This is a genomic window from Paenibacillus pini JCM 16418 (assembly GCF_000576305.1).
GTDB lineage: Bacteria > Bacillota > Bacilli > Paenibacillales > Paenibacillaceae > Paenibacillus_AQ > Paenibacillus_AQ pini.
Window position 1 is genome coordinate 165211 of sequence record NZ_BAVZ01000001.1, and the last position, 14714, is coordinate 179924.

The following is a 14714-nucleotide window of genomic DNA, read 5'->3' on the forward strand; positions in this document are numbered from 1 at the left end:
CATTGATATCTTATTCATATTTAATGCCTCTGAAGAATACCTTGAAGGGGTCGAGAAATAAGAATAGGATGGGACTATACAAAGAGAAGTATAGGAGGAGATACGATGCAGTATTCCTTTGCTGCCCGAACCAAAATCATGCTGTCTTCACCGTTACATTTAATGAGATCCTTATCAGAACGAAATTCCTTTATATCGCTTGCTGAAGAGCTTCCTGCGGAGGAGCTATTCCCCTTATCCTCACTGGAAGCTGCAGCGGCGGCAGTTATCTCAAAGAGTCCTACGGCACTGCAATATGGCGAGCCACAGGGCTATTTGCCGTTACGAAAATGGCTGGCAGGGGATTGGCGGACCTTCAAGCAGATAGATGTACAGGAAAATCAGATTCTTCTTACGACAGGTAGCCAGCAGGCTATGGATTTATTGGCTCGAGTGTACATTGAAACAGGTGATACGGTGCTGGTTGAGCATCCTACATCACCTGGATTTTTGCAGATCCTGAAGATGCAGGGAGCCATTATTGTTCCCGTCGAGGGGGACGCAGAAGGATGATACCGGAGAATGTAGTGAAACAAATCGAGAGATGCAGACCAAAGCTACTGCTCGTTTCTCCTAATTTTTCAAACCCGACAGGAATACTTTGGAGTCTTGAGCGCAGGCAACAAGTTTTATCTATATGCAAATCCGAGCAAATATTAATTGTTGAGGATAATTCATATGGCGATTTGCATTTCGACGGGCGAACCGAGGAAGATTTCATAGAACGATATCCTTCGCTGTTTGCCTTGATGGATCTGGTGCCGGAGATCAAGTACTATATATCGGTTCATTTAGTAAAACAGTTGCCCCTGCACTACGTACAGGCTGGGCTGCAGGCAATCAAAGTCTAATTTATGCTATGGTTGCGGCAAAGCAGCTTGCGGATTGGCAATCTAGCAATCTGAATCAGCGACTTCTTCATTATATGCTCGAATCCTCTTCTTTCGATATTCATGAGCATATCAAACTACTTAATCGTGAATATGAAACAAGGCTGAAACTTATGCTTGAGTTACTCAAAAGGCCTGCATGGAAGGGATCCAGCTTTGATGCTCCCATCGGCGGAATGTTCGTCTGGGTGAAACTTCCGGAAGGTCTGGATAGCATTGCCCTACTCAAGTGCTCATTAGATAAGGGTGTATCCTTCCTTCCCGGCACACTATGTTACGCTGAGAATGAGGGGAAAGATAGCATACGTCTTAATTTTACTCACCCCGGACGTGATGAATTGCTTCTTGGCATGAACCTGATCAGTGAAGCGATAACTGAATTTACTGCGCGCAGTTAATTCTTAACTGACGGATCGGGCAAAGTGTCAGGCTTGTCTGCTGACTCAAAGGAGGTAGTTCCCACCTCAAGTATGCTGGAATATTGCTCTAAGGCGGCAATCCCTTCGCGTGTAAGGTTATAACGTCCACGGGCGATGCGTTCGAACCAGCCGTAATAGTTCTTTTGTAGGATGGAGGCGGTGCTACCAATGCCGCTAACGTCGCGAAGAGCTGCTGGGGAAGCTCCAGCAGTTGAGGAGCCAGAGAGGGCTAGAGCGACGCGCAGCGCCTTCTCACGGTATGCCGTCATCAGCTTCGCCCTAGTGCTGCCACCAACGTTATAATCTCCACTACGTTCGCGGAATTCATTCAGTAGGCGAGTTTTGCGTGATTTCAATTTTCGCTGCGCTTGAAGAGGTGATCCCGGTTCGCAGATGACTTCAACAAAGGGCTTCTTTGACTTATAAAAGGTTACGGTCATTAGCCCTAGTCCCAGCTTGCTGCAAAGAGTGGCTATTTCACCCCAGCGCTGATTTACGGCTCCACGCTTGGCACGGCTTCGTTCAACAGCTAAATAGACATGATTACTTATCTTAAGACGTTCCATTCCCTGCAGTAGCAGTGAAAGATTGAACGTTTTTTTCATTTCCACAATGAGAGGTTCTTCCTCATCCGCAATGATCCCTACTAGATCGCAGTGACGAACCTCTCCCTTGATTTCATATCCCCTTTGTTCGAAAAAAAATTTAAGCGGATCGTACAGCTCCGTTTCATGTCGTACGCTCATGTTCTCATACTCCTTTATGGCTAAGCGGTATACATCAATATTTTTATTATATCATTCAAAAAGACAGTCTTTCTGAATCGAAAAAATAGGTCAACTAATGACCTGCACTCGCATAGGTATGTAATACACTTTTTGAGTTAATCAGAAAACTTAAGTTTGTTCTACAAGTTGCCCTGATTAACCTTAAGAAACGCGCTTGTCTATACAGGGCTGCGTAGCCGTTTCTTCTGGATCGATGGGATGTATTAGACCCTTGACGCATGTATAGGAGTGCTTGCCAATTTATATTCATAACCTAGTCATAGGAGGTACTTGCATGGATATTTTCAAGCGTGTGGCAGCGTATCGGGCAGAGAGCGATCAACTGGCGTGGAGTGGCACATTTAAAGATTACATTGCACTGCTAAGTCAAGACCCATCTCCTGCAATAACAGCTCACGCCCGTGTGTATGACATGATCAAATCATATGGCGTGGAAGAGGTCAACGGACATAAGCACTACAAATTCTTTGAGCAGGAATTGTTCGGTTTGGAACGACCGATCGAGAAACTGGTCGAAGAATACTTCCATTCATCGGCACGTAGACTGGATGTCCGTAAACGGATTCTGTTGCTAATGGGACCTGTGAGTGGAGGCAAATCAACGCTCGTGACCTTATTGAAGCGTGGGCTAGAAAAGCATTCTAGAACACAGCAAGGCGCGGTATATGCCATCGATGGATGCCCTATGCACGAAGAGCCGCTACATTTAATTCCGCTTGACTTAAGACCGGAGCTGGAGCGTGAGCTTGGTGTGAGAATTGAAGGGAACTTATGCCCTTCTTGCCAAATGCGTCTAAGAACAGAATTTGATGGCGATATTGAAAAAGTTCCTGTAACAAGAGTTCAGCTTTCAGAAGACGGACGTGTTGGGATTGGGACTTTCAGCCTTCAGATCCGAAATCACAGGACATTGCCGATTTAACGGGAAGTATTGATTTTTCTACGATTACAGAATTTGGTTCGGAGTCTGATCCACGTGCGTATCGTTTTGACGGGGAGCTGAATAAAGCGAATCGTGGTATAATGGAGTTTCAGGAAATGCTGAAATGCGATGAGAAATTTCTGTGGAATTTGCTTTCATTAACGCAGGAAGGAAATTTTAAAGCTGGACGATTTGCCTTGATATCAGCGGATGAGCTTATTGTTGCTCATACCAATGAGTCTGAATATAAGGCGTTTATTGCCAACAAAAAAAATGAGGCGCTACAATCTCGGATGATTGTGATGCCAATTCCATATAATCTGAAGGTCTCAGAAGAAGAGAAAATTTATGCGAAATTGATTTCACAAAGCGACATGAAGCATATTCATATTGCTCCGCATGCACTTCGGGCAGCTGCCATCTTCTCTATCCTAACTCGTCTCAAGGAAACCAAGAAACAGGGTATGGATTTGGTGAAGAAGATGCGCATGTACGATGGTGAGGAAATTGAAGGGTATAAGGAAGCGGACTTAAAAGAAATGCAGTCGGAATATTTGGAAGAGGGCATGTCGGGAGTTGACCCACGATATGTTATAAACCGAATTTCAAGTGCACTGATTAAGCAGGATTTCGAATGCATTAATGCATTGGATGTGCTTAGAGCGATTAAGGACGGACTTGATCAACATGCTTCGATTACGAAGGATGAGCGGGAGCGGTATCTCAACTTCATCGCGGTTGCGCGTAAGGAGTATGATGAATTAGCGAAGAAAGAAGTGCAGAAAGCCTTTGTGTACTCTTTTGAAGAGTCTGCCAAGACGTTGTTTGAGAATTATCTCGATAATATCGAGGCATTCTGCAACTGGAGCAAGCTTCGCGATCCGCTGACTGATGAAGAGATGCATCCTGATGAGAGACTGATGCGTTCAATAGAAGAGCAAATTGGGATATCTGAAAATGCGAAGAAAGCCTTCCGAGAAGAGATTCTAATTCGCATATCTGCATACTCACGCAAGAACAAGAAGTTTGAATACCATAACCATGATCGTTTACGTGAAGCTATTGAGAAGAAACTGTTCACAGATTTAAAGGACATTGTCAAAATAACAACCTCCACCAAAACGCCAGATGCCAACCAGCTTAAACGCATGAACGAAGTTAGCAGACGTTTAATTGAAGGTCATGGATACTGCCCTGTATGCGCGAATGAACTTTTAAAATATGTGGGAAGTTTACTAAACAGATAATGATTCGTTTATAGAAATAACGACCTCGTCTAAGGGGTCGTTATTTTGCTGTTTCGTAGTAAAAATGCTGATAAGAACGTATATTTAATGATATGAGTTTAATCACAACATCTAATATTTATATATTCATGCGTTAACAAAACGACTATAATATACAAAGTTCTACAATTTATATGGATGATAAGTTTTTTTAGAAAGAGGGAGTAAATTACGTATGATTAATGTATCTGCTGAAAGACAACGGCAGTTGAATTATATTGGACTCACTGACAAGGATCTCCAATTACTCGCTGCTCATCAAGATGTTTTTGCTAGTGTCGTAGAAGAGGTAGTGGAGCATTTTTATGCACGGATAACGCTTGAACCAGAACTAATGCAAATTATTGGGAGAACGTCAACGATTGAGAGATTGAAGGATACACAGCGTGATTACTGGAAGTCTCTCGCTTCAGGCAACATTGATGATAACTATCTGGAGCAAAGAATTGCAATTGGACTCGTACATTCTCGTATTGGATTAAGTGCAGATTATTATCTTGGTAGCTATATGGTTTATCTAGATATTGCTAGCCAGACATTAAAGAAAGCGGTGCCGAGTGGTTGGATCGAAATCATTCATGCGCTGAGCAAAATGTTCAATCTGGATTCTCAGCTCGTACTTGAAGCTTATGAAATGAAAGAAAAGAACAGATTGGTAGATCTCGCTACGGATAAAGAGCATGTCCTCAAAGCGGTTACGGAGGTAGTTCAGCAGCTAACGGGAATGATTACAGAGCTGAATGAAAGCACCGAGCAAATTGCGGAGACAGCTAAGGTCACTGCAGCTTCGCAAGATACAGCCACTGTACTGATGGGGGAACTTCATGAGGATGTTCGTCAAATCGAAAATATGGGTGGACTTATTAAAGGAATTGCAGATCAGACTCACTTGCTTGGTCTGAATGCTGCAATTGAAGCTGCGCATGCGGGAGATGCTGGAAGGGGCTTTACCGTAGTAGCAGGTGAAGTACGTAAGCTAGCATCTCATTCTGGTGAAGCATTAGCAGCCATTCAAGACAAAGTTTCGAGTATTATGGTTCGTCTGGATAGTGTGCAACGGGAAACGCAGCGGACTTCTGTTCATGCTCGTGAGCAGGCCTCGCGTTCGCAGGAACTAGCTAGTTTTGTGAAAACGATTGAGAAGCTTTCACATGATTTGGCCAAGATTCAGGATAACCATTAATCTTTCTGTTCCTGTTACACTTTTTCAGGTATAATGATTACAACATCATGAATTTATTCCATAAATTTACTTTAATGTCAAACCTAATGCGTTTGTCAGGCTGAGGTGATCTGTTTTGGTTTCCATTCATGATGTAGCTAGAGAAGCTGGCGTGTCCGTTGCCACGGTTTCTAAAGTCATTAACCATTATCCGGATGTAAGTGATAAGACAAGGAAGAGAGTTAAGCTTGCGATTCAGGCACTTCGATATCGACCGAATGCGATTGCAAGAGGATTGGTTACAGGAAGATCATGGACGGTAGGCGTGCTTATTAACAGTCCGTTTAGCAATCCGTATGTTGCGGAATTACTTGAAGGGATCAAGACTGCGTTAGAGAACAGTGGCTACGACTTGATGCGCCTATCACCAAGGCTCAATGATCCCGAATATTCTTACATTGACCATTGCCAAAGTCGTAATCTAGATGGAATTGTTGTGTTTGGCCTAGAACATGACCATGAAAGTATGGACGAGCTGATTCAATCAGACATTCCTACGATGTTTGTAGATATTGATGTAACGGAAACTGGGCATCGCACAGGTTCAATTACGACGGACAATCGGAATGGAATTCAAATGGCTGTTCAGCATGTTTATGATTTAGGGCATCGTAAGATCGCTTTATAGCAGGTACATCAGGCAATATCGTAGCTGATCGACGGCTTGAAGGTTATCATATGGGTCTGTCGACCTTAGCCATTCCTTATGTCGAAGATTATGTTCAGATTTGTGATTATTCGTTCGATGGCGGCATACTAGCGATGCGAAACTTACTTGAGCTCGAAGATCGTCCAACCGCAGTTGTGTGTACTTCGGATATGGCGGCATTTGGTGCGATTCATGAGATCGAAAAGTGGGGGCTACAGGTTCCAGGTGATATATCGGTCGTAGGTTTTGATAATACATATTATGCTCAGGTATTCAAACCGGGGTTAACGACGATTAATCAAAATATTCATTCGATCGGCATTAAGACCATTGAACATTTGATTAAAATGATCGAACAATCCGAGTACTCACCACCTGTGGTTACGGAGCCCTCTAGTCTGATTGTGCGTCAATCAACAGCGGAGATTAAGAAGTAGCAATAAACAAACTTTACATGGATGTAATCTAAAATCAAGGCCCGGAGTCTTACTGCTCCGGGCCTTGATTTGTTTGTGTAGACTCTTTTTTATACAAAAAGTCGTGTCATCTTCTTACCATCATAGGAAAAGCGGATCTTCTTATCCTCAAGCATGGTTTCCATGTGAACAGGGCGGCCCCAGAGCTGATAGACATAAGGAAGCGTGCGCTCCATATACTTCAGATCCAGCTCAATGCCTTCGTATTGATGTTTGATGAGGAGTTCACCATTGCGATCATAGTCGCCATCTTCAACGACAAGATAAGGACTGCCGCCGTTTACGCGAGTGAACACGAGTTGGTCACGGATGTTCATCCATGTCTTATCGGTGATTTTCCACTCAGGCCCTTTTTTCTCAAACACATATAGATCCAAATCTTCGGTTAATTGTTTGGTTAAATAATTGCGAAGGAAGGAAGTATCGGATTCAACTTCACGTACCTCAAACATTTTTTCACGCCCAAGGCCAGGCTTTCTTCGATCTCGTTCTTGCTCTTCTGGTGTGGGATGATCCCAGCGCCGCTCAATATCCTCGAAGATCTTCAGACCTAGATAGTAAGGATTGAGACTATTCTTAGAGGGCTGAACGACAGATGAATTGAGTTTGGCAAACTCAATGGTTTCTTCGCTGGTCAAATCCAGCTCACGAATGATGCGTTGATGCCAGTAGGAAGCCCAGCCTTCGTTCATGATCTTCGTCTCCATCTGAGGCCAGAAGTATAGCATTTCCTCACGTAGCATGCTCATGATATCCCGCTGCCAATCCTCTAGATTGAGAGAGAACTCTTGAATAAACCAAACAATGTCCTTCTCCGGTTCAGGCGGGAATTTATGTGGATCATGAACATCTTCGGTATCTGCAAGATCATTCTTGTCTAGATTCCATAAATCATCATAGACGCCTGCTCGCGTTACACGATGAGCATCTTCTTTGTGTGTTTTAACCTTCTGCTGCATGTAACGTTGTTTATCCAAGTGACGCGGCTTAATGAGCTGTGGATCAACATGTTCCTGAATGCTAAGCACAGCATCAATAAATTGTTCAACGACCTGCGTACCAAACTCCATCTCATAGCTTCGCACCCGCTCGGCGGTAGCGGACATACTCTCTACCATATTGCGGTTGGAGGCGGAGAAGCGGAAGTTGTTTTTGAAAAAGTCGCAGTGTGCCAGTACATGCGCGACGATCAGCTTGTTCTGGATCAACGAGTTACCGTCGAGGAGAAAGGCATAACACGGGTTCGAGTTAATAACCAGCTCGTAAATTTTACTCAATCCGAAGTCATATTGCATCTTCATTTTATTGAAGCTTTTTCCGAAGCTCCAGTGACTAAACCGAGTCGGCATACCGTAAGCACCAAAAGTGTAAATGATATCCGCCGGACAAATCTCATATCGCATCGGATAATAGTCTAGCCCGAATCCATCAGCGATCTCCATAATTTCGGCTATTGCATACTCTAACTGCTTAATCTCGTCGCTCATGGGTCATGTAATCCTCCCTTGATACCTTGAATAACATCAATCCATTCGGGTTGGTATTTATGTATATTCAGCGAATAGGGGGATATGTGAGGAGATTCATTTACGAATAGTTAATGACAAGCTTCTCCAATTGTTTCAAAATATCTTTAAGATGAGACTCTTTTTCCAAGAAAACGATCAGAGCGCGAACGATAACAATTTTCGGATTGTCACACTCCATTTCTTCTTGGATGAGGAGGGTAGCTTCTTGAAGTTCCGTTTTCTGTGCGTTCGGTACAGGAAGTTCTTTGATGGTTGATTGTAGTCGTTGAATGAGATGAAGGATCTGTGTCATATCGGGAACCTGCTCACCTTGCATTCCACATTGTATATATTCACTCATATCAGACTCTTTTAAGAGCGAAGGTCGTTTGTGAGCTATAGTGTTATTCGCCATATCCTCCATACATTGCACAATAAATACTGCTACCTCTTGAGTAACCAGCGACTTATGATCAAAAATAGTTAAGAAAATAAACTCACGCATAATCCCATTGTAAATGGTCACGAGATCCCAAACATTGGGTTTGATATCCTCTCCAAAAATTCGAATGAGGCTGTCCCGGTTGTATTTTAATAAATTAACCCTAGAACGTGATAGAAAAGGGGCGATTTTGCCATCCGGAAGCATGAGTTTTTTCATTTCCTGCATAATAAAGCTGTGCTTTAAGAAGAACTCGATTTGACATACGGTTTCCTGAATGAAGACATCTTTGATAGAAAATTTGGGATTTGCACGAATGTGTTCAATTTCTTCCGTCATCTTCCGTTGCTGCATCAGTAACACATCGATAAATATATCTTCTTTGGAGCTAAAGAAATTGTATAAAGAACCCTTCGCCACGCCACAGTCGTCAGCAATGTTCTGTATAGAAGTAGCCAGGTATCCCTTTTCCAAAAAGAAACGCATGGCTGAATCCAAGATTTTCTGCTTTGTTAAACTCAAGGAGTATTCCCCTCTTTTCAAGAAATAGTTTGACTTTATTTAAAAAGTAAGTAAAATTAGTTTAACATTTGACCGTGTAGTTTTATTAAAAACCATATGGTCATCGTACGATTTAATTTATTTCTCGTCAAGAACGAGGAGAATTTAAACAGAGAAGGACGAATAGGAGAGGATTAACAGAATGTCTATGCAAAAAGCATCAGCTGTACCGGTGGCGGAGTTTTCGATTAAAACGCTCATTCCTCCACTGATGGCTGTTATCTTAGGGATGATTATGGTCATCCTAGACAGCACCGTGATCAACGTGGCTGTGCCTAACTTACAACAGTATTTCGGCACCACATTGAAGACGATACAATGGACGATTACTGGATATACGTTAGCTCTTTCGGCTGTTATCCCACTCGCGGGATGGATGACAGATAAATTTGGAGCGAAACGGATATTTCTGATTACGATTACGTTATTTACGTTAGGATCGGTGCTTTGCTCACTGGCTCAAACGTCGGAACAACTTATTATTTTCCGCATTATTCAAGGACTTGGAGGCGGTATGGTTGCTCCAATCGGGATGGCTATGGTATTCAGACTTGCTCCTGCTGACAAACGGGGTGCTGTTATGGGTATGCTAGGAATTCCGATGCTACTTGCTCCTGCATCTGGACCGATCTTATCAGGTTGGCTTATAGACATTGCCTCATGGCATTGGATATTCCTGATTAACCTACCAATCGGCATAGCAGCAGTTATTGTAGGAATGAAGTTCCTTCCTACTTTTGAGAATAAGAAAGTTCCTTCGCTCGATATTTTAGGGATGATTCTGGCTCCGATTGCATTTGCCATGCTAGCCTTTGGGGTAAATGAGGCTGGAACGAGCTGGACATCTACGAGTACGTTAACTGGACTTATTATTGGTGGAGCTGCACTCATACTATTTATCTTTGTAGAACTAAGACAGAAAGAACCATTGTTAGAGCTTCGCGTATTTGCCTCTTCTGATTTCACACGTGGTGTCATTTTGTCTTGGATGTTCCAGGTCGCCATGTTCGGTGCGATTCTAATGATTCCTTTATATTTACAAAATGTAAGAGGCTTTACTCCGTTAGAAAGTGGTTTTACTACACTTGCACAAGCACTGGCTTCCATGCTCTTTATGCCTTTTGGTGGTAAGTTATTTGATAAGTGGGGAGCACGACCACTCGCTCTGGCGGGTCTGACACTGGTATCCATAGGATTGTTTATATTGTCACAAATCAGCGCAGATATGGCCATGGGTATAATCATTTTTGCACTAGCTCTCATGGGAGCAGGTATGGGTCTAACGATGATGCCACTCAATACACATATATTGAACTCAGCGCCACGCAGACTTGTAAACCGTGTAACTCCTTTAACATCGGCAACGCAGCAGGTTGTTACATCTTTTGCGATTGCTGGGTTAACAGGTTATTTAACGTCCAAAATTTCTCATTACATGTCAGCTCCAGATACTGCAGGTAACATATTGACAAGCTCAACTTCTGCATTCGGAGATACGTTCTTAATTACGGCTTGTATCGCTGTTGCAGGCATAGTGCTAAGTACAATTCTACGCAAACCTCGAGTGAAACCAGGGGATGAGCTTTCTGGAGATGGAGAAATGCCAGACCCGAAGACGATGATTTCACATTAATTTCTCGTTTATTAAATGAAGAGGATGTCCCTGTAGCCTATGAGATAGGCTGAGAGACATCCTTTTTTTATTTGTTGAGACTAGAATATGACATGGTATATTAAAATTCCCTGTTTTATATTTACTATGACAGGTACTTATGTAAGTATAGTAAAGAGTACGGATATTTTAGGGGGAATGAACTTGTCTACAACAAAAGGAAATTTGATTTGGGAAGGCAGAAAACGCACACTGTTTGGCTTGCCTTTATCTTTTACAAAATACATGCTCTATGAGAAAAAATTAATTACACGTATTGGATTTTTAAACATTAAAGAAGATGAATTAGACCTGTATAAAGTTGCAGATAAAAGCTTGAATCTACCTATTTTCCAGCGTATGTTTGGCTGTGGAACGATCAGTCTTACCGCTTTGGATTCAGACACTCCGCAGAAGGTGCTCCAGTCTGTTAAAGCACCACGTGATGTTATGGATAAATTAGATGAAGCCGTGGAGCTTCAGAAGAGTCACTACAGAACACAGAGCATGTCGATGATGGGCGCGGGCGGAGAGTTTGCTCATTTGAACCATTAAGATAGAAAAGGAATAAAGATTGAATTTGATGGAAATCTCCTAGGATTTGTATCGCTTTGGCTCGTTGGAGATGATATGATGGGGCTTGCCCATCGTGGCTAGGAGGATGAGATGATGCAGAGGGAATTACATGTAACGAAGTTTCAGTTGGATGAAATCGTGAGTACTTACAATATTCAGGTTGAAGTCATGAGACATTACTTGAATATGAACAATGGGGAAGTAGTTCGGGTACCTATTTATAATAAAAATAAAGATGATAAGGAGCTTGCTAAGATCATTAAGGACGGTCTGAATGAGCACTATTTTCTTATCCCACATATAACTTCAAGTGAAGGCTCTAGTGATATTTATGATTTTACGGAAACGGTATCGAACCCCGAGCTAAAAGATAAACTGTCAAACGTGTTAAAAGGGAGTCGGAACGTATTTCGAAAATATAATGATCTGTTATTAGCTGATTTCGATGAGTCCCAACGATATTATACTTTTGTTCAAGAAAGCAATCGTAATCGCGTGCTCAAATGGTTGGAATCTATTGATATTAAGTTAATCGTCGATTGAAATCATGAACCAATTCAGATGAAAAGTCAGGGCAGCCACAAAGGATAAGATGGCTCCCCTGATTTTTTTGTGGACTGATGCTCAACAAGCTTGTTAATTAACTTATGGAGTCAGCACACCATCCTGCTTGCGGAAAAAGGTCCGAAGTGCTTGGTAAACCTCGCCTTTTTCCTTGATTACATAATACATGAACTGATCTAGCTTAATGTTACGGTAGGCCGACATAAGCGTACTGCTGCGGTTGTACTGATTAACCTCACCATAGCCGAACATGTTACTCACCTTAAGCAATTCTCCGATGAGTCTTACGCATCGCTCGTTGTCAGAAGTCAGATTATCACCATCTGAGAAATGGAATGGGTAGATGTTATATTTGGCGGGTGGGTAGCGACGATCGATGATTTCGAGAGCCTTCTGATACGCGGAGGAACATATCGTTCCGCCGCTCTCCCCACGTGTAAAGAAATCCTCCTCCGTGACTTCCTTGGCTTCCGTATGGTGAGCAAGGAACACGATATCCACATTTTCATATTGGCGACGCAAGAAGCGAGTCATCCAGAAGAAGAAGCTACGTGCGCAATATTTTTCGAAAGAACCCATACTCCCGGACGTATCCATCATCGCAATAATAACTGCACTGGATTGGGGTACGATAATGTCGTCCCAAGTCTTGTAACGTAAATCATCTGGACTGATGTGATGAATGCCAGGCGAGCCCGTAGTCGCATTGCGTCGTAAATTTTCTAAAATCGTACGTTTCTTATCGATGTTGGACTGCATCCCTTTTTTGCGAATGTCATTAAAGATAATTGATTCTGTTTCGATGTCCTGCTGTTCTTTCTCTTTCAGATGGGGAAGCTCAAGTTCGTCGAATAGCATGTTCTCCAAATCTTCAATGCTGACCTCGGCCTCGATAATGTCATCCCCAGGTTGATCTCCAGCCTTATCACCTTTACCCGGCTTTTGCGCGGGATCACGCCCGAGTACGTCCCCTACCTGACTATCGCCGTCACCCTGCCCGACATGTTTCTGTTTCTGATAATTATAAATAAAACGGTATTCATCTAGACTGCGGATAGGGACCTTGATGATCTGTTTACCGTCCGACATAATAATGTTCTCTTCCGTAATGAGATCGGGCAGGTTTTGCTTAATGATTTCTTTGACTTTTTCCTGATGGCGGATCTGATCCTGATACCCTTTACGGTGCAGCGACCAGTCTTCTTTGGACACAACGAACAGCGCATGATCGTCAGATGGCATCTTCAGGCACCTCCCATGTACACGTACTCGGCACACTTATTGTTTGCTATGTACCAAGTATATTCACGGCGAGGGACGTTATGTGATAAGGCATAAGAGAAAATGGGGCATTGGTGTGTACCACGTCCATGTGTCATACAAAATATGCAGTTTAATATGACAATATATGACAAATAATTCAAAAATTATATAGTATACTTCAATTGTCCTAGTCTATTAGGATGAGCAAAATACATAATTAGGTCGAAATGAACTGATGAAGCACACGGCATTTAACCTTAGGAGGTGCGTAAGCGTCAACCTTTGCGTGGACAAGCAGTCTCGTAAAATAGGGCATGGGAAGTGAATTGTGAAGAGGAAGACAAGGGAGTTCGGTTTAGGAATACATTAAGGATTGTATTAATTAATCAGTCAATAAGAATAAGGGTTGGCTATAAGAAAGTTAAACTGAAAGGCTGTTAACAGAGCGCATCAGCAAAATAGGAAAACTTATATCGTAGCTAATAGGAGGAAGAAACAATGAAATATATGAAAAAAGTAAAGCTCTCTATTCTTACGAGTGTCCTTGCGGTGGGATTAACAATTGGTGGGACTGTAGGAAATGTTCATGCGGCCGAGAGTAAAGGGAATATTGAGGTCTTACTCAATGCAAAAAAAATTAGCTTCCCAGATGCAAAGCCATATCAAGATAGTCAAGGTAGCGTTATGGTTCCGATTCGATTTGTTTCAGAGGCTTTAGGTGCAGAGGTTGGCTGGACGAAAGCCAATGGCCAATTGACTGTAGAATTAAAAAATACAGAGCATACCGTAAATATGACAGTAGGCAAAGCTACAGCAACCATTGATGGTAATGAAAAAAGCTACGGTACGAAGATAGTATTACAGAAGAATCGAACGTTCGTACCTCTTCGATTAGTAAGTGAAGGGCTCGGTCAAACGGTAGAGTGGGATAAGATAAGCCGGTGGGTTTGGATAGGGAAGAAGAATGCATTAACGTTAGAGGAAGCTGGATTAAAACCGGTGAGTCTTGATCCTTATAGGAAGTGGTTTTCGAAGGCAAAAGACCTTCTGAAGAGTCCACGTGAGGATATAAATTTTAATGAAGTCTTAATATTTAAAGTTTCCGATCTCCCCACCAAGTTTTTAAGGGAAATTTATAGTGTTGAGTTATATTCTGAATCTAAAACAAATGCTTCTTATCTCAAGGTAAGAGCCAAAACGTCCTCCGGATCAGGTGATATATTTTACCTCACGAAGAAGAATGACATTCGTTACCGAAATCCAATGAGTTCTTTGACTATTAATAATGGAGATGGAACAAAATATTGTTTTTATAAAATTTGGTCACCTGCTGACAAGACTCTAAATGGCATAGTTGATCAAAGTCCTTTAAAAATTCAGGATATTGAGTATATCGGTTTTTATGGTGGTACTCAAAACTACATACCTCTTATGATAAACCCTTGGAAAGGAAATTAA

At 42.3% G+C, this 14714-nt stretch carries 11 protein-coding genes and 2 pseudogenes; 9 read left to right on the forward strand and 4 right to left on the reverse strand.

Annotation, left to right across the window (positions count from 1 at the left end):
- Positions 1-105 precede the first annotated feature (105 nt).
- Positions 106-1327 (forward strand): annotated as a pseudogene (locus tag JCM16418_RS00820) (aminotransferase-like domain-containing protein).
- Here the strand turns inward: JCM16418_RS00820 and JCM16418_RS00825 are convergent.
- The gene (locus tag JCM16418_RS00825) at positions 1324-2094 is read right to left on the reverse strand and encodes a DUF2161 domain-containing phosphodiesterase (RefSeq protein ID WP_052019953.1); all 771 of its coding nucleotides are present in this window, start codon (positions 2092-2094) and stop codon (positions 1324-1326) included. The pseudogene JCM16418_RS00820 and the gene JCM16418_RS00825 overlap by 4 nt on opposite strands.
- A gap of 316 nt (positions 2095-2410) precedes the next feature.
- Between JCM16418_RS00825 and JCM16418_RS00830 the strand changes: the two are divergent.
- The 4 genes and pseudogenes from JCM16418_RS00830 to JCM16418_RS26190 all read left to right on the forward strand — a co-directional run bounded on the left by JCM16418_RS00830 (position 2411) and on the right by JCM16418_RS26190 (position 6652).
- Positions 2411-4305, forward strand: a pseudogene (locus tag JCM16418_RS00830) (PrkA family serine protein kinase).
- A 214-nt stretch (positions 4306-4519) separates the two neighbouring features.
- Positions 4520-5527: a globin-coupled sensor protein gene (locus tag JCM16418_RS00835; RefSeq protein WP_036645240.1), complete on the forward strand. Its 1008-nt coding sequence runs from the start codon at positions 4520-4522 to the stop codon at positions 5525-5527.
- 115 nt (positions 5528-5642) lie between these two features.
- Complete coding sequence (locus JCM16418_RS26185) at positions 5643-6194, forward strand: LacI family DNA-binding transcriptional regulator (protein ID WP_256203018.1); 552 nt, start codon at positions 5643-5645, stop codon at positions 6192-6194.
- A gap of 50 nt (positions 6195-6244) precedes the next feature.
- Positions 6245-6652, forward strand: coding sequence for a substrate-binding domain-containing protein (locus JCM16418_RS26190; RefSeq protein ID WP_256203019.1), 408 nt, complete (start codon positions 6245-6247; stop codon positions 6650-6652).
- An 89-nt stretch (positions 6653-6741) separates the two neighbouring features.
- Here the strand turns inward: JCM16418_RS26190 and JCM16418_RS00845 are convergent, their stop codons facing one another.
- Positions 6742-8178, reverse strand: a complete 1437-nt coding sequence (locus tag JCM16418_RS00845; protein ID WP_036645241.1) for a SpoVR family protein — start codon at positions 8176-8178, stop codon at positions 6742-6744.
- Positions 8179-8278: 100 nt separating this feature from the next.
- Positions 8279-9163, reverse strand: a complete 885-nt coding sequence (locus tag JCM16418_RS00850; RefSeq protein WP_036645243.1) for a TetR/AcrR family transcriptional regulator — start codon at positions 9161-9163, stop codon at positions 8279-8281.
- Between the two features lie 181 nt (positions 9164-9344).
- Between JCM16418_RS00850 and JCM16418_RS00855 the strand changes: the two genes are divergently transcribed.
- The 3 genes from JCM16418_RS00855 to JCM16418_RS00865 all read left to right on the forward strand — a co-directional run bounded on the left by JCM16418_RS00855 (position 9345) and on the right by JCM16418_RS00865 (position 11972).
- The gene (locus JCM16418_RS00855) at positions 9345-10835 is read left to right on the forward strand and encodes an MDR family MFS transporter (protein ID WP_373280682.1); all 1491 of its coding nucleotides are present in this window, start codon (positions 9345-9347) and stop codon (positions 10833-10835) included.
- A 183-nt stretch (positions 10836-11018) separates the two neighbouring features.
- Positions 11019-11408, forward strand: coding sequence for a PH domain-containing protein (locus JCM16418_RS00860; protein ID WP_158442398.1), 390 nt, complete (start codon positions 11019-11021; stop codon positions 11406-11408).
- Between the two features lie 111 nt (positions 11409-11519).
- Entirely contained in the window at positions 11520-11972 is a 453-nt protein-coding gene (locus tag JCM16418_RS00865) for a UPF0158 family protein (RefSeq protein WP_081765277.1), read from the forward strand.
- Between the two features lie 102 nt (positions 11973-12074).
- On the opposite strand, the gene yhbH is transcribed toward JCM16418_RS00865, so the two are convergent.
- Positions 12075-13235 carry a sporulation protein YhbH gene (gene yhbH / locus JCM16418_RS00870; protein WP_036645246.1) on the reverse strand — a complete coding sequence of 387 codons (1161 nt, stop codon included), beginning with the start codon at positions 13233-13235 and terminating at the stop codon, positions 12075-12077.
- Between the two features lie 519 nt (positions 13236-13754).
- Between yhbH and JCM16418_RS00875 the strand changes: the two genes are divergently transcribed.
- Positions 13755-14714 carry a copper amine oxidase N-terminal domain-containing protein gene (locus tag JCM16418_RS00875; protein ID WP_242403668.1) on the forward strand — a complete coding sequence of 320 codons (960 nt, stop codon included), beginning with the start codon at positions 13755-13757 and terminating at the stop codon, positions 14712-14714.